The organism is Streptomyces sp. 12E, assembly GCF_055633275.1.
Genome location: NZ_JBVNCJ010000001.1, coordinates 6376189 through 6400783, shown reverse-complemented (window position 1 = coordinate 6400783; position 24595 = coordinate 6376189). Strand labels below are relative to the sequence as shown.

Below are 24595 nucleotides of genomic sequence, written 5' to 3'. Positions count from 1 at the left end.
GGTGCCGGCGCACCGGGCCGGTGGCCCGGCGTGCCCTCACCGGGGGCGGGGCCCGCCCCGGAGCGGGAGGTGGTCAGCCTCGCTCCGGGACGATGCGCACCGCCCGGTCGTAGGCCCGCCGACCGAGGTGCCGGTAGGTGTCGATGTCCTTGCCGAACCGGTCGCGCAGGCGGTCCAGGTAGTACGTCTCCCGCGCCGTGGCCACGGCGCGCAGGGAGGTCTCGCGGGCACAGGTCGCGTCGGCGACGGCGGTCCTCCGCTCGGCGGCGAACGCCTCGTCGGCGCGGGCCGCGCCCAGCCGGGCGGTGTCGGCCCGGACGGCTTCGCGGGCGGCCCGGGGGTCCGCGTAGGCCCGGCCCGCCTTCTTCATGCACCGGGACCAGGCCCGTACCGCAGCGGTCAGCTGACGGTCCTTCATCAGCTCCTCGCCGTAGAGGGCGCTGAGGCCATTGGCGATCCTGCCGGTGCGGTACCACTCGGCCGGGTCGCCGTAGAGGGCGCGCTCGGCCTCCTCCGTGCAGCCGCCGACGCGTTTGCGCGTCTGCCCGCCGCCCGGCAGCGACGCCGTGAGCATGCGGGCGCCGGCGCCGCCGTCGAGCGCGGTGTCGAAGGCGGCGCGCCGGGACGGGGAGAGGCTCCGGCGGTAGGTTCCGTTGGGGTTGCGTTCGTGGACGCGCAGGCTCTTCGCCTCGATCCGGCCGCCGTACCCGTACGCACGGGCCCAGGCCACGTCGTCCTGCACGTAGCGCACCGGGCGGCTCTCCCGGAGCGTCAGGCCGCGGTCCTCCCGGTAGGCGAAGCCCTGGCGGTTCATGCACTGCTTGGTCAGGCGTTGCTGCGCGTCGGCGACGCGCAGTTCCTGTTGCCAGGTCAGTGCCGGGGGACGCGGACGCGGGTCCTGCCGCGCCCGGCCGTCGCCGCCGTCGCCGCATCCGGTCGTGACGGCCGCCACGACCGCGCACAAGGACACGAGCACCCGTCTCATGGACCCGACCTCCCTTCGCTGCCGCTCGCTGACGGATTCAGAGTCGCCCCGCTGCCGGCGGAGGTCGACGGGTTTCCCGTTGCCCGCCGGGCGGCCGACCGGGAAACAAGGCGTGAGCAGGGGGAGCGCGGGGAGGGAGGCAACCCGGTGGCCCCGGGGGAGCGGCCCTCCCCTCCCGTCCACACGGGCGCGCCGGTACGGGGGCCGCCCGTACGGCACGCGATCCGCGCCGTCCGTCGGCCCCGGGCGAGACGCGAAGACCTGACGGATCACGGGCCCGGAACGTACCCGCCGTGTTCAATCCATTGACACGTGCATTACATGGGCTTTACGTTCCGGCCATCTGAGAGCGCTCTCAGAACCTCCCCCCTGTCACGACTCGAGGTGACGCATGCCATCCCCACGCACCAGACCGGCAACCGTTCTGCTGCTGGCCTCAGCCCTCGCCGCCGTCGGCCTGGGCCCGGCCGCCGCACCGGCGGCCGCCGCCACCGTTCCGGTGGGCTCCGGCAGTTACTCCGACACCCGGCCCCCCGGCGCGTCGGGCCCCACCACCAACACGGGAACGCCAGTCGCGCCCAAGGTGACCGCGGCCGCCAAGGACCGGCCCGTGCCCACCAACGACTGGTGGTCCTCCCTGGCCTTCCAGCGCTACGGCGACAACCCGTACTCGACCCCCATGTACGGACACCCCCTCACCTACCAGGCCACGGCCGGCGGGCTGGACGTCGGTTATCCGACGACCCCCACGATCACCGGTGACGGCCGCCAGTACGAGTACGCCCACAAGCGCGACCTCACCATCGGACTGACCGGCCTCAACTCCCCCGACACCAAGGCCGACGACTGGTCCGACTGGACGGTCACCCCCTACTGGTCCGACGGCGCCCGCACCCTGCGCACCACCATCGGCCACGGCTCCCCGTTCGTGTACGCCAAGGGCTCCGGCGGCAACGCCCAGATCACCACCGCCGGCGCGCCCACCGTCTTCGCCGACCAGGGCAACGTCCTCGGCATCACCGTCGCCGGGCACCACTACGCCCTCTTCGCGCCGACCGGCAGTGACTGGAACGTCGCCGGGTCCACCGTCACCGCGGGCCTCGGCTCGAAGGACTACTTCTCCGTCGCCGTGCTGCCGTCCACCGGCGCGCTGGCGACGTTCAAGAAGTACGCCTACAGCTTCGTCACCGGCTCCAAGGTGACCTGGAGCTACACCGGGGGCACCGTCGGGGCCACCTACACGCTCACCACCGAGGCGAAGGAAGGCACCGAGCGCGGCACGCTCCAGGCCCTCTACCGCCACCAGTGGCTGCACACCACGGACCCCCTGACCTCCTACACCTACGTCTCACCGCGCGGCACCATGAAGGTCCGCGAGTCGGCCTCCTTCACCACGCGCCAGAAGGCGGCGGCGGTGCTGCCCGCGCTGCCCAGGTCGAACGGCGTGGACGCCGCCCGGCTGCGCGGTTACCTGAACGAGGTCGTGAACGCCTCCGACCCCTTCTCCGGAGCCGCCGACACCTACTGGACCGGCAAGGCCCTCGGCCGCCTCGCCCAGCTCGTCCCGGTGGCCGACCAGATCGGTGAGACCGCCGTCCGCGACCGGATGCTCGGCCTGATGAAGGGCAGGCTCCAGGACTGGTTCACGGCGGGAGGCGCGAACGAGTTCAGCTACGACAAGGGCTGGAAGACGCTCACCGGCTACCCCGCCTCCTACGGCAGCGACACCGAGCTGAACGACCACCACTTCCACTACGGCTACTACGTCTACGCGGCGGCGATCGTCGCCCAGTACGACCCGGCGTGGGCCGCCGACTCCGCCTGGGGCGGCATGGTCGAGACCCTCGTACGGGACACCGCCAACCCCAGCCGCACCGACACCGCCTTCCCCTTCCTGCGCGGCTTCGACGTCTACGCGGGCCACGGCTGGGCCTCCGGCCACCAGGGCTTCGCCGCCGGCAACAACCAGGAGTCCTCCTCCGAGTCCACCAACCTCAGCGCGGCCCTCGTCCTGTGGGGATCCGCCACCGGCGACACCTCGCTGCGCGACCTCGGCACCTTCCTGCTGACCACCGAGTCGGAGTCGATCGCCCAGTACTGGTTCGACGCCGACGAGCAGGTCTTCCCGTCCTCGTTCGGCCACGACACGGCCGGCATGGTGTGGGGCAGCGGCGCCGCCTACTCCACCTGGTGGACCGCCAACCCCGAGGAGATCCACGGCATCAACGTCCTGCCGGTGACCGGTGGTTCGCTCCACCTCGGCGGGGAGAAGGCCGCGATCCGGCGCAACATCGCCGAGATGGAACGGGAGAACGGCGGCCCGGCCGTCGAATGGCGCGACCTCCTCTGGGAGTTCCAGTCCTTCGCCGACCCCGGTGCGGCCAGGGCGAAGTGGGACGCGGGCCACGCCGGCTACACCCCGGAGGAGGGGGAGTCGAAGGCGCACACCTACCACTGGATCACCACCCTCGACACCCTCGGCGCCCCGGACGCCACCGTGACCGGCGACATCCCCACCTCCGCCGTCTTCACCAAGGGGACGACCCGCACCTACGCGGCCCACAACCACGGACCGACGGCCCGCACCGTCACCTTCTCCGACGGCAAGACCCTCTCCGTACCGGCCCGTTCCACCGCGACCGGCACGGGAACCGGTTCGGGGGAGCCCGACCCCGACCCGGAGCCGCCGACCGGCAACACCTTCCAGCTGCGCAGCGGCGGCGCCCTGACCACGGCGAGCGGCGGCACGGCGGGCAGCGACACCATCGCCTCCGCCGGCGGCGCCAACCACGACGGAACCCCGTACCAGCCCCTCGTCTACGAGGTCCGCGGCGTGAACGGCACGCTCACCCCGGGCGCGCAGACCGCCTTCCGGCTCCAGGTGGACGCGGGCACCACGGTCGGACTGGGCCAGCAGGCCCGGATCAGCTACGACCTCACCGGCGACGGCAGCTTCGACCGGACCGAGACATACCACTACTTCGCGACCGACCCGGTCACCGGATGGGAGGAGTACACGCAGGCACGCGGCCTCAAGGCGGCCACGGGCACGCCGGGCGACCTCAAGGGAGGCACCGTACGCCTCGAGGTGTGGAGCGCCATCGGGAACGGCGCCTCGAAGCTCCAGACGGGCACGGACAAGTCCGTGCTGGTGATCCCGTACGGCTGAACCGCTGAAGGCCGACGGCGGGCACACCCGGCACGAGCCGGCATGGTCGAGGGAGGACTCGCCGTCGTTCGCACCCGGGCCCTGCCCGCCCGGGGCACCCGGACCCCATCACCGACGGGCCGCGCGCCGGCGCAGTACGGTACGGAACGGGTGCCCCGGCGCCGGACCGGCGTGAACCGCGCCATGCACCTCGAACGGCGCTGTGAGGACTCCTGCGCGGATACCGGACGAAAGGTGAACCGACCACAACAGGCCGACGTCCCGTCACGCCCTCCTGTCCACTGCTCGCCCGCCCCCTCCGCGTCCACCAGCGCCCATGACGCGTCACGACGCTCACGCGCGACGGCGATTTCTCGCCAACCGGATGATCCACCCCACTCGATCCGGACCGAGTATTCATACTCGGTCCGGATCGAGTGGGTGCGCGGACGTCACACAGCACTCCCGCCCCCTACCGTCCGAAGCGCCGGCCTCGCAGGAAGCAGCTGGACACCGGTCGGTGATCTCCCGGGCGAACCGCCCGGGCCACGGGGAAGGACGACACATGGCGTGGGACGAGTGGGAACAGCTCAAACAGGACGCCGCACAGCGGCACGGCACGCAGATGCAGCTCGACCGGCTTCCGCCGGGTGACGGGCCGGGCCCGGCCACCAGCGGCGTCACCAAGGGACTCGTCTCCAGCAAGCGGGCGTGGAACAAGGCCGGAGAGGACGTCGGCGGGCTGAGGGACGACATCGGCAAGGCCCTGAACAGGTTGCGGGACGGACAAAAGGGGTTGGGTGACGAGGCCGGGTGCCTGTCGGCGGAGGCGCAGAAGGAGGTCTACGGTTCCTGGGCCTCCTATCTCGAAGGCGTCGACGAGCGCTGCGGCAGCATCAAAAGGGTCTTCGAGCGGATCGGGCACGACCTGCTGATGACGGACGAGGCCGTGCGGTCCGCGCTCGGCGCCATCGACACCCGGTTCGCGGACACGCCCGCCCTCGGCGGCCAGGGCACGGGGCGGTGACGGCTCGCCATGGACCTCGCGACGCTCAGAAGGCTGGAGCCCTCGGAATTCGAGCAGGCCGCCGACGGCTACCGTGCCGCCGGTGACATGGCCGACACGGCCAAGGACCACATCGACCGTGTCGTCATCACGGGCATGCGCAAGTCCCTCGAGGGCGAGGCTCTGGAGGCGGCCGTCGGAGAGCTGAGGAAGCTCTCGGCCAACTTCCAGTACACGCAGATCGAATGCGGCCTGGTCGGCACGGCGCTCAACGGATTCGCCCACGACCTGGACGCCGCCCGGAAGAAACTCCTGTCCGCGCTCGACGCCGCGGAGGCATCGGGGTTCACCGTCAACGCGGACGGCAGCGTCACCTACCCGGCGGGACGGGCGCGGGACGGATCCGAGTCGCCGGCCGAGGGCGGCACGGTCGGCGGCCCCACCGACCCGACGGCCCGGGCCGTGGCCCGCCAGGCCGCGAACGCCGATCCCAACCCCCACCACGCCGAGGCCCTGGCCATCGCGGACCGCATCGCCCACGCCCTCGAGGAGGCGACGGATGCGGACGCCAAGTGGGCGCCGAAGATCCGCGCCCTGAAGGCCGACGACGACCTGACCGTGTCCCACGAGGACCTGAGGGACGCCCACTCGGACATGGACGGGGTCCGCGAGGCGGGCAAGGAGTACCTGGCGTCCATCGGGGGACCGCCGAAGGACGCCACCCCCCAGCAGAACGCGGACTGGTGGAAGGGGCTCGCCCCCGAAGAGCGCGAGGCGTACCTCGCCACCCGTCCCGAGCTCGTGGGAAGCCTGGACGGTCTGCCCGCCGAGATCAGGGACGAGGCGAACCGGGTGGTGTTCGAGGAGAAACGCTCCGAGTACCGGCTCAGGCTCGACTCGATCCCGAAACCGCCCGCCAACGAGTGGACGTGGCTCACGGCGGGCCCGTACCCGGCCAAGGTCCACACGGACGAATGGATGGCGTGGGACAGGAAGCACGGTGACGAGTACCGCCGTCTCACGGCCTCCCTCAAGGGCATGAACGCCATCCAGAACCGCTTCGACGACACCGGCAAGGAGGGGCTTCCCGAGGCCTACCTGCTCGGCTTCAGCCCGGAGGGGAACGGCAGGGCCATCGTCGCGACCGGCAACCCCGACACCGCCCGGCACCAGGCGGTGTACGTACCGGGCACCACCTCGAACCTGGAGAAGATCGGAGGCGACATCAACCGGATGACCGAACTGTGGCGCCAGACCAACCAGACGTCACCCGACGCCTCCGTCTCGACCATCACCTGGCTCGGTTACGACGCGCCCCAGTCGATCGTCAAGGACGCCCCCTTCGAACACTACGCCTACGACGGCGCACCCGCCTACCGGCGGTTCATGGACGGCCTCGACGCTTCCCACTCCGGCCCCGGGGAACCGCACCGCACCGCCATCGGTCACTCGTACGGCACCACTCTCATCGGAGCCGCCGCCGAGACCGGAACCCTCAACGCCGACGACGTGATCTTCGCCGGAAGCCCCGGTGTCAAGGTCGGCCACGCCGACGAGATGGACGTCCCGAAGGGACACGTCTGGAACCAGGAGGCCGACGACGACCCCGTGCCCGACATCGGCCGCTGGGGCCACGGCGGCAGCAACTGGAGTCTCGGCGGCGGCGTCTTCCTCATTCCCAGCGACGAGGAGGCCTTCGGCGCGAACCAGATGAACACCGGCCCGGAGGGGGGCGGTCCCACGGGAACCACCGGGGCCACGGGCCACAGCCAGTACTGGGACCGGGGCACGACGGCGTTGAAGAACCAGGCGCTGGTCGTGGTCGGCAAGTACGGCTACGTGACCACTCCCGAGTAAGCGGCGGGACGGTGCCGAGCGCCGTTCCGCCACCGCCCCTTCCCCGAGGATCCTGGAATTCCATGTTCTGCGCACCACGCCCCGTACCGGCCCCGCACCACCGGGGCGGCTTCCCCCGGACCCTGACCCTGGCCCTCGTCCTGACCGGACTTCTCCTCAGCGGATGTGGCATGACCGACAACGACGGCAACGACTCCCCCGGCAGCACCGCCGGCGACTCCCAGGAGGCCCGTACGAGCCTTCCCGACGCGGGCACGGCGACGACCGAGGAGGCGGTCGCCGCCGTGAAGAAGGTGTCCAGCGAGCTCTACCGGTTCGCCGGCGTCCCCGGCAAGGCGTCCGAGCCCGGCCCCGGCGTCAAGGAGTGCGAGGGCAAGGACCCGGACACGTACTTCACCGTCCACCACCCCTGGAACTTCGCACCGGCCGAGCCCGGCGACCTCGAGGTGGCGATGGACAACCTGAGGAAGAGGCTGGACACGGGCGGCTGGGTGACCAAGCGGCTGTACCGCGACAACAGTCCCAACAAGGCGCTCAACCTGATCGCCGACAACGACGCGAGGAAGGTCAGCGTCTGGATCGTCCAGTACTCCGAGGACGCGGCGCCGAGTCTGGGGATCAACGTCACGTCCGGTTGCTACCGGGTGCCCGAGGGAGAGACGGTCGACCACTTCTGACCCCGGGGAACGGGCGGCGAAGGGCCGCGCGGAGCCCCCCACGCGCTCCGGGTGCTTCTCCGCGCCGTCGGCGCGGGCCCGGTCCCGGGGATCCGGCACGGCCCGGGTCACCGGCGCGGACGTCGGACGTCCGGTCCTCGGGGCGGGGGCGGGGGCGAGGGCGGGCCCGTGGTGACGCGCGCGTCGCGTGTCAGCCCCGTTGCAGGTCCGTCCGGTTGATCCGGGCCAGGAGCGGTGGCTCCGACTGCCCTTCGTGGCCGAGGCGGAGCTCCTGCCGTGCGCAGCGCGAGCGCCCGCACACTCTCGATGAAGACGTGCTCCGGGACGACACCGTCCACGGCCGCACGCCGCAGCCGCGCCAGCACCTCACCGAGCGCCGCACGCAGACCGGACGTTCCGGCGTCGACCGCAGACCACCGCACCATTAGTTCACCTATAAACTTCCCTCGACCACCCACGCCAAGTCTCGTTCGTTGATAATGTCAACACACTGCCGCCTATCACTTTGGTCGCCCTTCGTGTACGATCTCGCCTGCCGCCGCTTCCCCTCTGTCACGACGGGTGGGCGCAGCGACACATGAGGGGGTTCCCGTCCACCCGGGCAGGGCAGGACGCGGGGACGTGCGCGAGGGACGAAGGGGCGAGGGGCAGTGAGCCAGGAGCTGGTCGGCAACGCCTGTTCCCTCCACGACATGAGCCCCTCGCCCGCGACCTGGGCGACGAGGGCGAGCCGTTCCGCTGGGACGGGCCGCGTCCGACGCGGCCACGCGCCGAGCCGGATGCCTACTTCTTCCACCTGTACGGCATCTCCGCCAAGGACACGGACTGCATCCTGGAGACCTTCCAGCCGAAGTCGGGCGTCCTCAAGAACACCGAGACCGCCGAGTACGGCGAGTACCGCACCAAACGCATGGTCCTCGCCGAGTACCACCGCATGGCACAGGCCGGACTCGTCCTGGAGTTCCCCTCGTGGGCAGCGAGGCCTACGCTTCGCCTCTCACCCCACCTCCCGGCCACGGCTCCGCCACAGCACTTGACCACACACCACCATCGACATCCCAGGGGGGACCATGAGCAACCCGCACCAGCCCGATCCGATGCCCTCGAAGTACGAACTCGAGGCATGGAACTCCATCCAGCAGTTCAAGGGCCGCCCCCTGTCACAGGCGATGCAGAACGCCGGCGAGCACGTGGCCAACGGCGTCACACAACTCGGCAAGCACGTGGCGAAGCAGTTGGAGAAGCACCCGCGCGCCGCGTCGGCCGTGTCACGGGGGCAGGAGTTCGTCGCCAAGGGCGCGTCCAAGGCCGGAGCGAAGGCACGCAGCGCCGCCGAGGCCATGCCGGAATGGGGCGGCACCGCCGTGCAGTCCGTACGGAAGACGGTGGGGAAGGTCTCGCGCGCGGGACTCTCCCCCAAGCGGGTGGTGGCGCTCCACAACAAGCGCGGGCACGGCATCACCTCGCTCTCCGACGTGCGCCAACTCGACCTCGAACTGGTCGAAAAGGTCCGCGGTCGGGCTGCGAGCTGGTACTACCCCGCAGCGGCGGCGCTCTCGGGAGCGGGTGCGGGGCTTGCGATCACCGGGGGGCAGCTTGCCATCACCGTCTCCGCCGGCGCCGCGGCAGCGCCTTCGGCCGGTGCGATCGCGGGCGCGTTCACCGCCGATACCGCAGTCGTTCTCGGACTCTCCTCCCGGGCCGTCGGCCAGATCGCCCTGTCCTACGGATACGACCCCGAAGAGCCGTCCGAGAAGCTCTTCATCATGTCTGTCGTCAACTTGGGGACCGCGAGTTCGGCCGCTGCCAAGAACGCGGCGATGGCCGACATCTCGAAGCTCACCCAGGCGCTCTTCCGCGGCAAGACGTGGGACGTCCTCAACAACGCCTTCGTCACCAAGGTCGCCGAGAAATTCACGAATGCGTTCGGCGTCCGCCTCACCAAGATGGGTCTCGGTAAGGTCGTACCCGCGTTCGGCATCGTCGTCGGCTCCACCCTGAACTGGGCGACGCTGGAGGGGGTCGTCGACGCGGCCGAGATGGCGTACCGGCGCCGGTTCCTCCTGGAGAAGTACCCGCACCTCGCCGCCGAGGAGGCACCCGAACCGTTCACCGACATCGACACGGACGTCCCGGAAGACGCCGACGAGAAGATCAGTGTGCTCGACGAGATCGTCGAGGAGGGCGGCCCCGACCTCCGCTGACGTGGCGCCCCGGCGGTGCGCGTCACCACGCGGCCGCCGGGATGCCGGATCTCAGAACCCCGCCGCGAAGCCCACGAAGTGAGCCCAGCCCTCACGCCCCACGGCGAACGGCCGCCGTACCACGTCCTTGGAGTCTCGTACGTGGACCGTCTGCTCCGTGACGGCGACCTCCGCGCAGTCGTCTCCCTGTGCGCTGCTGCAGCTGGACTTGAACCAACCGAGTTCGGACGTGTCCACAGTGCTCCTCGAAGGACGCGTCCGGCATCCGCCGCCCCAACTCCACCGTGTGCTTGGAGTACCGGACCAGCTCCCCGAACTGCATCCTGCTCAGCCCCGCGTGCTCCCGCAGCGCCTGGACGACGACCCCGAACGTCCGCAGGCTGTCCGACGGATCCGGCTCCCGCTCGCACTCCCCGCCCGGCACCACCGACGCGCCGACCGCCTCACGGCAAGGGCATTTCCTGCTCGATCCAGTGCGTGATCGAGGGGCGCGAGGGGCGCCAGCCGAGGTCGTGAGCCCGGGTGGCACGTACGCGGCTGTTGGCGCCGAGGGCGTACCGGGAGAAACCCTCCCCCCACGCGGCCGCAGCGGAATCCAGGTCCCACGGCTCCACCGGCCCCAGGCCCAGCCGACGGGCGATCGCCTCCCCGATCTCGGCGAACGAGGCGTCCTCGCCGCCCTCCACGAAGTAGAAGCCCGTGGCCGCGGGGTCGGTGAGCGCCAGGTGATACAGGTCGGCCATGTCATCGAGGTGCACCGTCGACCAGCGGTTCAGGCCGCGTCCGACGACGCGGACGGTCTTGCCGGCCTGGGCCTGTGTGACCAGCGGCGGGATCAGCACGGTCTGCGGGCGCGGTCCCGTGCCGTTGCCGTAGATCAGTGAGTTGCACAGCACCACCGAACGCACTCCCGCCGCAGCGGCATCGACGACGGAGCGGTCGATGGCGTACCGGGCCCGCCGGATCTCGTGGTCCCCCGGGCCGAAGGGCTTCGCGTCGTCGAAGACCACCTCGGATGCGTACCGGCCCTGGGCGTCGTCACCGATGACGCTGGTCCCGCTGGTGTGGATCAACACCTTGCCCGAACCCCGCAGGGCGTCGACAAAGACGGCCACAGCGCCGCGGTGGTCACTGTGAGCGGCATTGACGACCGCGTCGGCGCGGTCGGCCTCCCGTTTGAGCAGCGCCGCGTCGTCGAGGTCCCCGACGACCGGTGTGATGCCGGCGGCGGCGAGAGCACCGACCACGCCGGGCGTGCGCGTCAAGCCGCGCACCGTGTGCCCCTCGCGGATCAGACGGCGGGCCACGGCTCCGCCGATATAGCCGCCGGCACCTGTGAGAAAGACGTCCATGATGACTCCTGGCAATGTCGGGGTGGTGGGGGTGTCAGCTACGGAAGCGGCCTGCGGCGCGCAGGGCTTCATCCAGCGGCAGGCGCTGCTGTCGGTCGCCGAACTCGCAGATGCGAGTGATGCGCCCCTCGTGGACCGTCACCTGGAGGCAGCGTGAAATGCGCACCGGGGTGCCGTTCTCCAGTTCGCCCGAAGCGGTGGCGGCCAGAGCGAAGCCGTGGTGGTCGACGTGGAGGGACCAGATGCGGTCAACGTGGTTTCTCACGAGGTCGGCGGTCGCACGGAGCATCCGCAGCATCGCACCCGCGAACTCCTCGCCGGGAAGTGACACGGTCTCGTGATCGAAGCTGTGCCAGACCTCCACGGTCTCGGCGAAGAGCAGACCGAACTCGGGGTCGACCCGCGTCAGGCCGTACGTCCCGGTGAACCGACTGGCGACCTGGCGCACAGCGGCCAAGCAGGCGGACGGCTCGGAGTCCTGCTCGTCGGGCCGGCCCGCAGCGGCTGCGGCTATGTCACTGCTGATCATCGATTGCCCTCTCGTACCTGCCCCCATGCGGTCAGGGGCGCTCGAGAACCAGCGTCCGCGCAACCGTGCCGATTCACGAAGGCGCCTTGCTGCTATGGCAAAAATTGCCGCGGTGGCCACCGCCATCGGCCTCTCCGTCTCCGCCCGGCTGCACGGGCGGGCAGCGAGTAGCCGTCAGGACGTGCGGTCCGGGTGACGCGTGGTCACGCGACGGCGATCTGCGGACGCTCGGCCAGGACGCCGCTTTCGAACTCCGCCCCGGCCCGCACCAGCGCCACCCGGGACGCACCGGTGACAGCCCGCCACCGCTGCCGGGCAGACTCGACGAGCTTCAACGTCATCACCAGTGCCGCCGCCGGGCTCCCCGCGCCGTGGGTGACCCGGGCTCGGAGTGACACTCAGGCCGGCAGCCGCCGACAAGGCCCGTCCGGGTCACCCAGCCGGACGACCTGATTCCATTTGGTGACCGTCATACCCGACGCGGACCGGTCGCGGCCCCCTCTCTTTCGCGCGCGTGGAGGGGGGAGCCGTCCACGCACGCGCGGGTCGTCAGCGGTGCGTACGCCCCGAAGGCACGGTGTCCTTCGGGGCGCGTGGCAGGGGTTCGGGTTCAGGCGTTGTAGCCGCCGTGGGCGTCCAGCACCGCGCCCGTGACGTACGAAGCGGCGGGGCTCGCGAGGAAGACGATCGCCGCGGCGATTTCGTCGGGGTGCCCCATGCGCTGCAGGGACAGCGAGCCGACCAGGACCTTGAGGGTCTCAGGGTCCGGCGGCTCCATACCGCCCTCCATCAGTCCGGCCTCCACGACGTTGGTCGTGATGTTCCGGGGCCCGAGGTCGCGTGCGACGCCCATGGTGTACCTCTCGATCCCGGACCTGGTCGCCGCGTAGTCGGCAAGGCCGGGGGCGCCGACCCGGGAGCCCGGTCCGGAACTCACCGTGCCGAAGACGGTTGCGCCATCTCCCGCTCCGGGGCCGGCTTGTCGGTCCGCGCTCACCATGACCGGGCGGCCTTCCAGGATCCGGTGCATGCCGGATCCCGAGCGATCGCCGACAAGGCGATCGCCGGCGCGGTCAACGAGCTGCGCATCGGCCAGGAGCACTCCACCACCCTGCACGTCCTGCTGGTACCGACCGATGCCCGCGTCCGCGAGCGCGTCGTGTTCAGCGTGGGGGACGGCGGTCTGTTCGTGCTGCGGGAGGGCCGGTGGGAACAGGGCAGTCCGGTGGACGACGGAAGTCTCCTGGGCACCCGTACCGAGGCCCTTCCGCACGCCTACCGCAGCGTCAAGGCCAAGCTGCTGCGCACCGGACCGGGCGAGGTCCTCCTCCTGGGCACCGACGGCATCACCAACCCGCTCGCCCAGCGGGATCCCGAGTTCGCCCAGCGTCTCGCGCACGCGTGGGGCGGGCCCGAGGTGCCTTCGCTGTCCGACTTCCTGTGGCAGGCGCGGACGCGGGCCAAGTCCTACGACGACGACCGGACCGTCATCTGCGTGTGGGAGAGGCCGGAATGAGCGCGGAGGACGGGACCGACGTCGCACGGTCGTCGCTCGCCCTGGGTGAACGGGTCGGCAGCGGCGGCCAGGGGGACGTGTACGCGATCACGGGCGGCCCGCTCCTGTTCGAGGAGTACAAGGACCCGTCCAAGGTCAACGGCACCGCCCTGGTCGACCTGGCCGGGCTGCGGCAGGGCCTCGTCCAGGCGGACCGGAGCCGCCTGGACGCCCTTGCCGCCTGGCCCCTGTGCCGTGTGGTCGAGGGCGGCCGGACGCTCGGCTTCCTCATGAGGCGGGCCCCCGCCCCCATGACGTGGCGCACCGCGACGGGGGCGACGAAGCTCCTCGAGCTGCAATACCTGGTCAGGCCGCCCAAGGCGGCCTGGCAGGACGTGGCCCAGCCGACCCCAAAGCAGCGCAGGGCCCTCGCGCTGGCCTGTGTCGAGGCCATCGGCTGGTTCCACGACGCCGGACTCGTGATCGGCGACATCTCGCAGGCCAACGTCCTGTGGTCGCTCTCCCCCGAGCCCGCCGTCCACTTCCTGGACTGCGACGGCTTCCGCCGGGTGGGACGCGCGGCGGTCCAGGACCGGGCCGCCGCAGTCCGGTGGCCGCGCCCACCGCCTGCTGGAGGTCAACGGCCCGCAGGGCATGCTCGCCACGCTCCACGTCGTCGGTGTCGACACCGACGCACACCCCGAGCAGGCGTGTGCGTGGATCGGGGACATGCTCTTCCGAGTCGGCGAGGTCACCTGTCCGGTCACAGCGCGCCACCGCCTCCGCGACGGAGCTTGGACTGCCGCTGCCGGAGGTGGAGAGAGGCGTGGCGAGCCCGGGTCGCACCGACTCTCGCGGACGCCGGCGCGTGCCGAAGGGTGCCTGTTCGACATGAACAAGCTCTTCGAGGACTTCGTGACCGCCGCCCCGCGGGAGGCACTGCGTGGGTCGGGTCCGCCCGCATCCGGGACGGCGGTCACCTCGACGAGATGTGACCGGACCCCGCGCGGTACGGGCCGGACGGCATCCCGTGCATCGTCGCGGACGCGAAGTGCAAGGCGGAGAAACGGGGCGGTCGCCCCGACGCCGATCCGTGTCAGATGCCGGCGTACTGCACCGCCCTCGGCCTGAGCGCGGGACACCTGGTCCACGCGAAGGGCAACGCCTCGCATGCGGAACGGCTGACGCGGCCTCCTGGTGCGGCTCCTGCCGGAAGGCTCGGGAAGAGCCTGCCGAGCCCTCCGTGCGTTACCGCAGCTTCCACTCGCCGGTCTTGTCGGCGAAGCCGGAGTCCATGGTGAACTGCACGGTGTCGATCTTCGCCGCCTCGGGAACCTCGAAGACGATCCAGCCGAGGCCCTTGGCGCCGGGCTTGAGCTTCAGGCTGGAGGCCATGGACGGCCCGGCCGTGATGTCCCCGAAGGTGGCGGCGAACTGCTGGCCCTCACTGTCCGCGACCTGCGCGCCGTTGGACGGGCTGTCGCTGTAGGCCACCTCACCGGTGTTGACCAGTTGGAACTGGACGCCGACGAGCCGCTTGCCGGAAGCGGGCTGCATGAACTCGTCGGCCGACTTGGCGGGATCGGCGACCTTGACGACGGTGACGTCGAGCTCGCTGCCCTCCTCGAAGCCCTCCAGGGTGAGGGTGTCCCCGACCTTGGCGGCCTTGGCGGCCTCAGGAGCGTCGGACTTCTCCTTCGCGGTGCCCTTGGCGCCGTCCGCCGGGGCGGCGGCGTTGTCCTTCGGCTGGTCGACGACGGTGCTGCCGGTGTCACAGGCGGCGAGGGTGAGCGCGCCGAGGGCGGCGGCTACGGCGGCGGCGGTTCTGATACGGGCGTGCATGGTTCCCCCAAGGGCAGTGCTGGGCGTTCACGGGCACACCCCGCCACCTCAGTCACGGCGGGGTGCATGCGTGAACCGTAGATGCAGTATGTTGATGATGTCAACGCGTATCGGACGTTGTTCACACGATGGGGTGACAGTCGGTCGGTGCGCATCCGTTGCGTGCGGCGCGGGTCCAGGAGTGGGTGGCGCGGGGCGTCCGCCCGTCGGAGACCGGCGTGTGCGCCCGGTTCGACGTCCTGCCCGACAAGGTCCGCGACAGGCTCGGTGCGAGCGCCGGTGCGATGCCGTTCGGCCGGGAGGCGACGCCGGCCTCGGTGGACGCCCTGCGGCACGAGTCGGATCCGCCGCGGGAGCGGTGCCCGCCGTTCGTGGTGTGCACGAGGGTGCGGGAGGCGCTCGCGGCGGCGTGGAGCGGGACGGCCGGCCCGTTCCCGGCACCGTGGGTCCTGGGCGTCCGGGCGCCCCCGTCACGTCGGTCGCTGCGGCCGGTCACCGGTCGGCCTCGTGAACAACTCTGCGGGACAGCATGCCTGGCGCAGGAGCGACTCCGGCTCCCGCGGGGCGTGCCACAGTCCCACCGCGAGCGGTACGGGTCAGGGCGGAGAAGACCCGGAACAGGAACTCGGCGCCGGGCGCGAGGTCGTGGACGGTGCCGTCCTCCCACTGGCAGCAGGCCCACGGCGGGAACGGGGTGGAGACTCCCCTGACCTCCCCGTCCCCGAGGACGCCCTCCCGCATCGGCTCCCCGGGGCAGGATGCGGTCTCCGGGAACAGGAAGGGGTCGTCCGCCGTCATGATCACGACCCAGGTCACGGCGCCGAGCGGCACCGCCCGGAACACCACGGTCCGCACCCGCAGCGGCAGCAGCGGATGCGCCGGCAGCCCGCGCAGCGCGACCCGGCCGACCACGAGCCCGACGGAGACCGGGAGCAACGTCATGACACCACCGCGGTCCTACGGGCGCGTGACCCGCGCCGACGGCGCGAACCGCGGCCAGGACCGGACCCAACGGCACTGCCGCCACTCCCCCTCCGGGCTCCGTGTCACGAAGACCCTAGTCCCGCGGGACGTCCCTGACGTACACCAGCCCGTCGGTCCGGGGCAGGTGGGCCGGGTCGAGCGGGGCGTAGCCGAAGTACGGGGACACCCGGGGAACGGGGCGCGCACCGGCGAGGGCGGCGGCCAGCCGGGACGCGTCCATGACGCAGCGGTCCTCGGGAAGGGTGTACAGGAGCCCTTCGAGGGTGTCCGGGGGCGGGGTGTCCACTCCGTGGTGCCGGAGCGTGCCGAGGGCCGTGGCCAGGAAGGCGTACCGCTCGCCGAGCCGGGCGCTCACGAGGGCGCCGGCGCTCCACCACTCCAGCGGCGGGTGGTCCCACATGCGCACCGTGCTCCTGTCCCGCTGGAGGTGGCTGTTGTGGGCGTGGACGAGTACCGGGCTCCGGTCGGCGAGGGCGAGGAGGTTGCCGGCCATCATCGCGTCCCGCGTGGCCAGCAGGCGGGTCATGCGGGCCGGTGAGGTGTCGGCCATCCAGGAGTGGTAGCGCAGCAGGCCGGTGGCGGTGCGGCCGTACAGGCGCGCGCGGTCCCGCTCGTCCCGCGAGGCCGCGGTGATCAGGTGCGGGGCCTGGGTGTCGAGCAGCGCCACCAGGTCGTCGGCGAGCAGCCGCAGTTCCCGGGCCTCGGCCGAGCGGCCCACGGACCGGGACGGGTCCGTCATGGCCGCCCGGTCCGTCCACGGCTCGTCGGGGCCGAGCAGGCGGTCGAGGGTCTCCGCGGTGCAGGGCAGCAGGTCCGCGTCGACGTGGGCCGCGAGGTGGTCGTGGAGCGCGGTGAGGGAGTGCCTCGGGCTCTCGGCTCCGGTGATCTCCAGCGGGCCGTCGAAGCCGGCGAAGCGGAGCCGCTCCGGCTCGGGGCGGCCCTGGTTGTACGCCCGCATCCAGCGCACGAGTTCGCGGTTGCCCGGGAACGCTCCCCACCCGTGGCTGAAGCCGTGTTCCATGACCTCGTCGAGGGTGCCCGTGCCCGAGGTGACGTAGGCGTCCACGACCAGGCCCCTCAGGCAGTCGATCTCGAGGGCGATCGTCCGGTAGCCCTCCTGCTCGACGAGCTGCCGGAAGAGTTCGTTGCGCAGGCCGAGCAGGGTGTCCTCGCCGTGGGTGGGCTCGCCCAGGGCGAGGACGCGCGGGCGGCCCTGAAGCAGCTCCATGACGGCCGCGGCCTCGACGGCGTGGGCGATGTCCGTGGTGTCGGTTGCCATGGCTTCAACGGTATCGTTGAACTTTCGGTGGAGACTTGGACGCGCTATCGTCCGGCAGGTGGGGCGAAACCTTCAAAACGGTGAGAAGCTCAGGCCGGTCGACCTGGCACGACGGCACGGTCTGTCCACCCAGGCGGTCAGGAACTACGAGGGGGCCGGCATCCTCCCCGCCGCCGACCGCACGGCGACCGGCTACCGCGCTTACACCCCACTGCACGCGCGGGCTCTGCGCGCCTTCCTCGCCCTGGTGCCCGGTCACGGTCACCCGACGGCGACGGCGATCATGCAGGCGGTGAACCGGGGCGCCGACGACGAGGCGTTCCGCCTGGTCGACGAGAGCCACGCCCGGTTGCTCGACGACCGGCGCACGCTCCAGGCCGTCGAGGGGGCCCTGCGCGGCCTCTCCCGCCGTACGGGCGCCGCACCCGACGCCGCGCCGCCCCGGCCCGGCCGTACGTTCATCGGGTCCCTGGCCGGGGAGCTCGGGATCCGGCCGGCGACGCTGCGCAAGTGGGAGGAGGCCGGGCTCGTACGGCCGCGCCGGGATCCGGTGACCGGGTACCGGGTCTACGACGAGTCCGACGTGCGCGACGCCCGGCTGGCGCACCAGCTCAGGCGCGGCGGCTACCGGCTGGAGCAGATCGCGCCCCTGCTCCGGCAGGTGCGGGCAGCGGGCGGGCTGGAGCCCCTGGAGGGCGCGCTGCGCGACTGGCGGGGCCGGCTGTCCGCCCGCTCGCGCGCGATGCTGACCGGGGCGGCGGAGCTGGAGGCGTACCTGCGCGCACGCGCGTGAAGACCCCCGGCGTCCCGGTGCCCGACGCGCACCGCGCGGGCGCGGGTGGTCCGACGCGGCCCGGCGGGTCGGGAAGAGCCCGCGGAGTCGTGCAGAGTTCAGCCCATGGCCCTCGTCCTCCTCCCCGTCCTCCTGCCCCTCCTGGTCTGTCTGTGGTTCTGGAGCCGCCCGCTGCTCTCCGGCACGTGGCGGCACAGTCCCGCGTGGTTCACCTGGAGCGCGGTGCTCCTCCTGCTGGGAGCCGGTGCCGGTTACCTCGCCGGCTCCCTCGCCGGGGCCTCCCTGGACCCGGAGGAGGCCTGCCACAGGGCGGGCCAGACCTACGACCGGGCGTACCGCAGGGCGAACTTCGAGGAGTACACGCGGTGGTTCCCGCTGCACGACAGGTGTCATGCGGGGTACGACCTGGTCCCGGCATGGGTGAACCCGGTGCTGGTCGTGCTCCCGGTCCTGGCGCTGCTCTGCCTGGTCCGTGCCGTGGGCCTGGCCGTCGTCCGGCTCCGTGCCGGCGGGAAGGGCGCTTCGTGACCGCTTCGGGCGGGCGCCGTGTGCCCGGTGCCACCGGGAGCCCGGCCGGGCCGGATGGCGCACGGGCGCGTCGGGACCACCCTCCCGGGGACGGTCACGACGAAGCGTCCGGGCCCGCCCCGCACGGCGGCGACCGGGAGCGCCGACGCGGAGAAGCCGGGTCCCCTGCGCGTCACGGGCGGTCGTGCCGCCCGGCTCCCCTGACGGGCGCCGGCGCGTCGCCTACAGCCCCGCCCGTGCCAGCAGCACCGGCAGGGCCTCCGGCTTCACCTTCTGCACCGAGCGCACCTGGCCCAGGCCCAGTTCCTCCCGGCTCACCGGGGCCCGGTACAGCTCCTTCGTCGCCTCGGTCAGCAGGGTGACGGGGACCAGGAAGGGGACGGCGGGGTCCTCGTCGTCCGGGCGGGGTTCCTCGTCGACCTCGGCCACCGCGGCGACCGCCGCCTCGGGCCGCGCGAAGTAGAACCAGAGGCGGTCGCCCGGCCCCATGCGGTTGCGGCGGCTGAGCCAGAGCTCCAGCTCCGGCTCCTCTTCGGCCAGTTGGAGCATCGTCTCCTTGTCGGACGGTTCACCGTCCAGCGTGTCCTTGCGCGGATCGAGGATGTAGATCCAGTCCGCCATGGAATCCCCTTCGGTCAGGACGCTCGGCCCGCGTGAAGACACTTCGACGCAGCGTCTCATCGTGCCAGACGTCCGGGGGGCGCGCGTACATGTTTTCGACGCGAAGGTGTCAGGCGCCGGGTCTCAGGGCCCCGTTGCCGAGTCCGTCCCGTGCCAGTGCCGTGATCTGCCGGCTGAGTTCCGCCACCCTCCTCGACCGCTCCTCGAACTCGCGCAGCGCGTGGAAGGCGGCCCCGTACCCGCGCTGTGCGGTGATGTCCATCTGCGGGATGCGGGCGCCCTTGCCGTCGAGCCGGAAGGTGCCGCTGGCGGTGGTGGAGCGGCGGCTGTTGGCGGCGCTGTGCAGGAAGCCCTGGAGGAAGTCCGTGTCGAGCTGGTCGCTGACCGAGACCGGTTCCGGGTCCGCGTGCTCGACCAGTCCGGCCCTGATCAGGTCGGCGACGCTGACGCTGGGACCGTCCAGGGCTCCGGCGCCCTCGCCGGCGATCAGGATGGGGAGCAGTTCGGCCAGGCACCGCACCTGTTCGGTCAGTTCCTGGCGCAGGGTGTCGTACTCGGTCGCGTAGTCGCGGTGGGACTCCTCGACGTGACGGCTCGGGGTGAGGTCGACCAGGTCGTCGAGCAGGTCGATCCGGGGGACTTCGGTGATCTGCTGGGGCCGCGGCTCCAGGGGGTCGTCCGGGTCGTTGGACGTGAGGTCCACCATGCGTACGGCGGTGGCCGCGTCGTCCGGGGTCCGCGGGCGGCGCAGGTGCCACAGGTGCACGGGGAGGGAGTGCGCGGCGGCCGTGCCCGGGGGCAGCGCGGTGACCTGGGTGAGGATGCCCCGGCGGACCAGCTCGGCCCGGATGCGGCGGCCGGCCTTGCGGTAGGCCACCGACGCGGGCATGACCATGATGAGACGTCCACCGGGCGCGGTGTGGGCGTAGGCGTGCTGGAGCCAGGCGAGTTCGCCCTCCGCGCGGGAGGGCGTGCCGAGCTCCCAGCGGGGGTCGAGGAGGAGGTCCCCCCGCCCCCAGTCGGTGTCGCTGACCGGCGGATCGCAGACGACGAGGTCGGCCCTGAGGTCGGGCCACCGGTCCGCGCGCAGGGAGTCGCCCTGTTCGACCTCCGTACGGGGAAGTCCGGCCAGGCCGGCCCGTGACTGCGCGAACCGGGCGCTGCGGGCGTCCGCTTCCTGGCCGTACCGCCGCACGTCCTGTCCGGTGCCGACGGTGAGCAGGAGCGTACCGATCCCGCAGGCCGGATCGAACAGCACCGCGTCGGCCGCCACGTCACCCGCGAAGTGCCGTACGGCCCGGACCACCCGGGGCGAGGTCACCTGGTCCGAACCCGCTCGCCGCACGGACTCCGTGAAGCGCTCGGCGAGGCCGTTCACCACGTCCGCGGCGGAGCCGCCGTCCGCCATGCGGCGGGCGAGCCGGACCGCCTGGTCGGGCAGCACGGTGGGCGCCTTCCCGCCGGGGGCGGCGAGGACGTCCGCGATGTCCGCGAGCCCGCCGAGGATGTCGTCGCCGTAGGTCCCCCGCAGCACCTGCCACAACTGGACCTCGTCGGTGACGTCCTGCCCCTTGCTCTGCTTGTCCAGCCAGGCCTGGACCTCGGCCAGGTCGAAGAGCGGGCTGTTGGCGCCGCCCCCGACCGGTGTCGGGAAGTCGTCGTACCGCCGTCGCCAGTTCGACACGGCTGCACGGGTGACACCCGCGATACGGGCGATCTCGGAACCGGTGACCAACGGGTTCGTCGGCGTGGCCGGGGTCTGTGGCATACCGACTACGGTACACAGCGCCCCGGCCGCGTATCAATGAAAGGCGGCCGTTGACGACGTCAACGGCGGCCGGTCCGTCCGCCGCCCCGTGCCCGATCCGCGTCGAGGGCGTTGTCAGTGGCCGCCGATAGCTTGATCCCGTCGCGCCGCTCTGGCGTCGACATCCCCTTTCGCATGCATGGGAGTGGTGTGTTGTCGGTCCGGGAGAAGTCGAGCACGGCACGGGTGGTGCCGTCCGCGCGGCCGCGGAAGCTCGCGAAGGTGCCGTTCGTGGAGCTGGCCGACGGCCGGTTGCAGGGTGTGGTGTCCAGCGGGTCGGACATCGGGCGGGTGTACGTGTCGTCGATCGAGGCGGGGACGTACGCGTTCGCGTGCAGCACCAACAACAACCGGCCCTGCGGCGGGGCGCGCGGGGGGTTCTGCAATCACATACGTGCCCTCGTCGACGAGGCGGTGCTGCAGTACGGCGTCGAGCGCGTGGCGCGGTATCTGAGGGTCGAGGTCTCCGGCGAGGACCCGGATTCCCACACCGTCTTCAGTGCCATGAGCTGCACGCGGCCCGCACAGGGCGACGGTTCGGCGGCGGCGCAGGTGTTCAGCCGGTTCCTGCGGCACCTGGCCTACCTCGAATTCGAGCCGACCACCGCTCCGTTGCCCGAGATGCAGTGGTTCCCGACGACGAGGGCGGTGGCGTGATGCGTGCCGATCTGCTGACCGACACCGTCGACGGGCTCGACGAGGCCCTCGCGGCCGTGGACGGGTTCGACGGGGTCCTCGTGGACGGCCTGCTCCGTCCGGGGCCCGTCCAGGCCGCCGGTCTTGCCGGGCTCGCCGGCGCCGTCGCCGGGTCACCGCTGGCCGGGCGGGTCGCCGAGGCTGCGGAGAAGACGGCCGCGGGGGCGGCCGGCGAGGACCACTTCACGGCGCTCGCCGCCGCGCGCACCGCGCTGCTCGGCTCCGTGCACGACGCGCTCGTCGCACGGGTCGGGGAGGCCCTCGGGCGGCCGGTGGCCGGGGAGAGCGGCACCGCGGCGGCCGGCGGTACGGATGACGCGGCCAACCTGCACGCCGCCGCCCGGAGTTGGCTGTGCGACCTGGCGCGGGCCGGGTGGCGCGGCATCGACCACGAACTGGTCGCCGGTGCCGCGCCCGTCGTGTCCGCGATGCTGCCCGACCCGGGCCTGCGCCGCCTGGCCGCGCTGCTCGACGGCTTCGCCGCCGAACTCGCCGCCTCCTGCCCCGGCGCGACCCTGGAGGACGTTCCCGTACGGCGGTGGGCCGACCTGTGGTCGCGCGCCGTGCTGCTGACCCTGCCCGGCGCGGCGTCCGCCCCCGTGGCCGACGAGGCGAGCGGTCGTCTGCTGCCGCTCGGGGTCGACGTGCAGGAGCACGCCACCGCCGTACAGGCGCAGGTGCACGCGGTGTTCGAGCCGGCGGACGGTGGCACGCCGCGGCTGGTGCGGGCCTCGGTGTCCGCGCCGAAGCCCGACACCGTCGTCGGGGCGGGGCTGTGGCAGCTGCTCCGGCCGCACCTGTCCCTGCTGGCCGCCGTGAGCGAGGGGCGGGCCATGGAGCTCGACGCGATGCCCGTCACCGGTGAGGGCGACCTGCTCTGGGACGACGCGCGGGCCCGTACGGGCGAGCCCGCCGAGGTCTTCGCCACCGCGCGGGTGGCGCTGCCCGCCGCCACGGCCTTCGCGACCGCTCCGCTCGACCGGCATCCGGCCCGGATCGCCGTGCCCGTCCTGGTGGAGGGGTACGCCGTGGAGGAGGACGGGGACGGGGTGGCGTTCCAGATCGCCGGGGAGCGGCTGGCCGTCGACACCGAACGGGTTCCGGTCGCCGGTCCGCTCACCTCCGAGGTCGTCGCCTCGTCCGGTGCGTGTGTCGGGCTGCTGCGGTGGGACGCCGGGGAGTTCCTGCTCCAGCCGCTCGCCGTGGAGAGGACGGTGCGGAAGAAGAGCGTCGCCGTGCACGCCGGGGCCTGGGCCGGGGGCACGACCGACAAGGCCGGCGTGCGCGCCGAGAAGGCCGCCACCGACGCCGTGAAGGTGCTGCGCGAGCGCGCCGGAAAGCTGCTGCGGAAATGAGCGGGCCGACCATCGCGGGGACCCCCGCGCCCGATCCGGACGAGAACCGGCGGCAGGTGCTGTACTGGCGCCTGCTGGCCCGGCTCTTCGACCCCGAGGAGCAGGCCGGCCTGGAATCGGCGAGCCTGGCCGTGGTCGAGGACGTCGGTCTGCCGGCCGCGCTGCTGGATCCACAGGCGTCCGTCGACTCCGTGGTGCAGCGGCACCCGGAGCTGGCCGCCGAGTTCGACGGGCTGATGACGCCCGAGCCGGACGAGGACGGTGCGCGTGACCGGGCCGCCGAGGTGCGGCGCGCGGCGCTCGTGTCGAAGGTGCTGCTGAACGTCTTCGCCTCCGGCTCCGGCACCGTCACCGCCGAGCAGCTGGCGCGCTGGCAGGCGGACGCGGGCTGGCTGGAGCGGGCACTGGGCTGCCGGCCCGGTGAGCTGCGCGGCGGACGCGGCGGTGGCAACCGCGCGGGAGGCGGGCAGGGCGTCAGTCCGACCGGCACCGGCTTCGGCGGCCCCGCGCCCGATCTCAGTCGTCTGATCCCCGAGATCGGGCCGGAACTGGGCTCCATCGAGGCCGGTCTCGTCAAGCGCATGCACCTGCGCGAGGTGCTCGCCGATCAGGCGCTGGCCTCCCGGCTGACGCCGAGCATGTCGCTGATCGAGCAGTTGCTGCGCGACAAGGACAACCTCTCCGGTGTCGCCCTCGCCAACGCCAAGGCATTGATTCGGCGTTACGTCGACGAGGTCACCGAGGTGCTGCGCACCCAGGTGGAGAAGGCCACGGTCGGTGAGCTCGACCGGTCCGTCCCGCCCAAGCGCGTCTACCGCAACCTCGACCTCGACCGCACCATCTGGAAGAACCTCACCAACTGGGACCCGGAGGAGGAGCGGCTCTACGTCGACCGGCTCTACTACCGGCACACCAGCCGCAGGACGACACCGCAGCGGCTCATCGTGGTCGTGGACCAGTCGGGCTCGATGGTCGACTCGATGGTCAACTGCACCATCCTGGCGTCCATCTTCGCCGGACTGCCGAAGGTGGACGTCCACCTGATCGCGTACGACACGCAGGCGCTGGACCTCACGCCCTGGGCGCACGACCCGTTCGAGACGCTGCTGCGGACCAAGCTCGGCGGCGGCACCGACGGCACCGTCGCCATGGCGCTCGCCCGGCCGAAGATCGCCGAGCCGCGCGACACCGTCGTGGTGTGGATCTCCGACTTCTACGAATGGCGCACCGACGAGCTGTTCGAGAGCATGGCCGCCGTTCACCGCTCGGGGGCGAAGTTCATCCCGGTGGGTTCGGTGACCAGCTCCGGGCGCGGCAGCGTCAACCCGTGGTTCCGGGAGAAGTTCAAGGACCTCGGCACGCCGGTGATCTCCGGCCACATCAAGAAGCTCGTGCACGAACTCAAGACGTTCCTGACCTGATCACCGGACGCACCCC

General features: G+C 72.0%; 21 protein-coding genes and 2 pseudogenes. 11 read left to right on the top strand and 12 right to left on the bottom strand.

Translation table 11 applies throughout. The features are described from left to right. Positions 1–73: 73 nt before the first annotated feature. The gene (locus ACZ8ZB_RS29415; protein WP_470740640.1) at positions 74–985 is read right to left on the bottom strand and encodes a hypothetical protein; all 912 of its coding nucleotides are present in this window, start codon (positions 983–985) and stop codon (positions 74–76) included. Positions 986–1376: 391 nt separating this feature from the next. Between ACZ8ZB_RS29415 and ACZ8ZB_RS29410 the strand changes: the two genes are divergently transcribed. From ACZ8ZB_RS29410 to ACZ8ZB_RS29390, 5 genes are all read left to right on the top strand, one after another. Further along, entirely contained in the window at positions 1377–4154 is a 2778-nt protein-coding gene (locus tag ACZ8ZB_RS29410; RefSeq protein WP_470740639.1) for a glycosyl hydrolase, read from the top strand. 544 nt (positions 4155–4698) lie between these two features. After that, positions 4699–5160, top strand: coding sequence for a hypothetical protein (locus ACZ8ZB_RS29405; RefSeq protein ID WP_470740638.1), 462 nt, complete (start codon positions 4699–4701; stop codon positions 5158–5160). Positions 5161–5169: 9 nt separating this feature from the next. Continuing rightward, on the top strand, positions 5170–6996 hold the full coding sequence (locus ACZ8ZB_RS29400) for an alpha/beta hydrolase (protein WP_470740637.1): 1827 nt from the start codon (positions 5170–5172) through the stop codon (positions 6994–6996). A 170-nt stretch (positions 6997–7166) separates the two neighbouring features. After that, positions 7167–7673 carry a hypothetical protein gene (locus ACZ8ZB_RS29395; protein ID WP_470740636.1) on the top strand — a complete coding sequence of 169 codons (507 nt, stop codon included), beginning with the start codon at positions 7167–7169 and terminating at the stop codon, positions 7671–7673. 1070 nt (positions 7674–8743) lie between these two features. Then, positions 8744–9877, top strand: a complete 1134-nt coding sequence (locus tag ACZ8ZB_RS29390) for an EcsC family protein (RefSeq protein WP_470740635.1) — start codon at positions 8744–8746, stop codon at positions 9875–9877. A gap of 51 nt (positions 9878–9928) precedes the next feature. On the opposite strand, the gene ACZ8ZB_RS29385 is transcribed toward ACZ8ZB_RS29390, so the two are convergent. The 6 genes and pseudogenes from ACZ8ZB_RS29385 to ACZ8ZB_RS29360 form a co-directional block, all read right to left on the bottom strand. Then, positions 9929–10114: a DUF397 domain-containing protein gene (locus ACZ8ZB_RS29385; RefSeq protein ID WP_470740634.1), complete on the bottom strand. Its 186-nt coding sequence runs from the start codon at positions 10112–10114 to the stop codon at positions 9929–9931. 4 nt (positions 10115–10118) lie between these two features. Further along, positions 10119–10304, bottom strand: a pseudogene (locus ACZ8ZB_RS29380) (helix-turn-helix domain-containing protein); the annotation flags it as partial. Between the two features lie 16 nt (positions 10305–10320). Continuing rightward, the gene (locus ACZ8ZB_RS29375) at positions 10321–11229 is read right to left on the bottom strand and encodes an NAD-dependent epimerase/dehydratase family protein (protein ID WP_470740633.1); all 909 of its coding nucleotides are present in this window, start codon (positions 11227–11229) and stop codon (positions 10321–10323) included. Between the two features lie 34 nt (positions 11230–11263). Then, entirely contained in the window at positions 11264–11758 is a 495-nt protein-coding gene (locus ACZ8ZB_RS29370) for a nuclear transport factor 2-like protein (protein WP_470740632.1), read from the bottom strand. A gap of 203 nt (positions 11759–11961) precedes the next feature. Continuing rightward, a pseudogene (locus ACZ8ZB_RS29365) lies at positions 11962–12156 on the bottom strand (IS256 family transposase); the annotation flags it as partial. Positions 12157–12368: 212 nt separating this feature from the next. Beyond that, complete coding sequence (locus ACZ8ZB_RS29360; protein WP_470740631.1) at positions 12369–12695, bottom strand: SDR family NAD(P)-dependent oxidoreductase; 327 nt, start codon at positions 12693–12695, stop codon at positions 12369–12371. Between the two features lie 87 nt (positions 12696–12782). Here ACZ8ZB_RS29360 and ACZ8ZB_RS29355 point away from each other — a divergent pair, with 87 nt between their 5' ends. Beyond that, positions 12783–13274 carry a protein phosphatase 2C domain-containing protein gene (locus tag ACZ8ZB_RS29355; RefSeq protein WP_470740630.1) on the top strand — a complete coding sequence of 164 codons (492 nt, stop codon included), beginning with the start codon at positions 12783–12785 and terminating at the stop codon, positions 13272–13274. A gap of 1227 nt (positions 13275–14501) precedes the next feature. Here the strand turns inward: ACZ8ZB_RS29355 and ACZ8ZB_RS29350 are convergent. The 3 genes from ACZ8ZB_RS29350 to ACZ8ZB_RS29340 form a co-directional block, all read right to left on the bottom strand. After that, the gene (locus tag ACZ8ZB_RS29350) at positions 14502–15095 is read right to left on the bottom strand and encodes a DUF4352 domain-containing protein (RefSeq protein ID WP_470740629.1); all 594 of its coding nucleotides are present in this window, start codon (positions 15093–15095) and stop codon (positions 14502–14504) included. Between the two features lie 492 nt (positions 15096–15587). Then, the gene (locus tag ACZ8ZB_RS29345; RefSeq protein WP_470740628.1) at positions 15588–16037 is read right to left on the bottom strand and encodes a hypothetical protein; all 450 of its coding nucleotides are present in this window, start codon (positions 16035–16037) and stop codon (positions 15588–15590) included. A gap of 115 nt (positions 16038–16152) precedes the next feature. Then, the gene (locus ACZ8ZB_RS29340) at positions 16153–17358 is read right to left on the bottom strand and encodes an erythromycin esterase family protein (protein WP_470740627.1); all 1206 of its coding nucleotides are present in this window, start codon (positions 17356–17358) and stop codon (positions 16153–16155) included. A gap of 58 nt (positions 17359–17416) precedes the next feature. On the opposite strand from ACZ8ZB_RS29340, the gene ACZ8ZB_RS29335 reads away from it, so the two are divergent. Both ACZ8ZB_RS29335 and ACZ8ZB_RS29330 read left to right on the top strand, forming a co-directional pair. Further along, complete coding sequence (locus ACZ8ZB_RS29335) at positions 17417–18151, top strand: TioE family transcriptional regulator (RefSeq protein WP_470740626.1); 735 nt, start codon at positions 17417–17419, stop codon at positions 18149–18151. A 105-nt stretch (positions 18152–18256) separates the two neighbouring features. After that, complete coding sequence (locus ACZ8ZB_RS29330; RefSeq protein ID WP_470740625.1) at positions 18257–18679, top strand: hypothetical protein; 423 nt, start codon at positions 18257–18259, stop codon at positions 18677–18679. A 222-nt stretch (positions 18680–18901) separates the two neighbouring features. On the opposite strand, the gene ACZ8ZB_RS29325 is transcribed toward ACZ8ZB_RS29330, so the two are convergent. After that, positions 18902–19300, bottom strand: a complete 399-nt coding sequence (locus ACZ8ZB_RS29325; protein WP_470740624.1) for a hypothetical protein — start codon at positions 19298–19300, stop codon at positions 18902–18904. Between the two features lie 109 nt (positions 19301–19409). After that, positions 19410–21068, bottom strand: coding sequence for an N-6 DNA methylase (locus tag ACZ8ZB_RS29320; RefSeq protein ID WP_470740623.1), 1659 nt, complete (start codon positions 21066–21068; stop codon positions 19410–19412). A 174-nt stretch (positions 21069–21242) separates the two neighbouring features. Here ACZ8ZB_RS29320 and ACZ8ZB_RS29315 point away from each other — a divergent pair, with 174 nt between their 5' ends. From ACZ8ZB_RS29315 to ACZ8ZB_RS29305, 3 genes are read left to right on the top strand one after another with little or no spacing between them, the layout of a single operon-like run. After that, complete coding sequence (locus ACZ8ZB_RS29315; RefSeq protein WP_470740622.1) at positions 21243–21764, top strand: hypothetical protein; 522 nt, start codon at positions 21243–21245, stop codon at positions 21762–21764. Next, a complete protein-coding gene (locus tag ACZ8ZB_RS29310) occupies positions 21764–23158 on the top strand; it encodes a hypothetical protein (protein WP_470740621.1) in 1395 nt (464 codons plus the stop codon). Before ACZ8ZB_RS29315 ends, ACZ8ZB_RS29310 begins: the two co-directional genes overlap by 1 nt. Next, entirely contained in the window at positions 23155–24579 is a 1425-nt protein-coding gene (locus ACZ8ZB_RS29305; RefSeq protein WP_470740620.1) for a VWA domain-containing protein, read from the top strand. The genes ACZ8ZB_RS29310 and ACZ8ZB_RS29305 overlap by 4 nt, the downstream gene beginning before the upstream one ends. Positions 24580–24595: the final 16 nt, after the last annotated feature.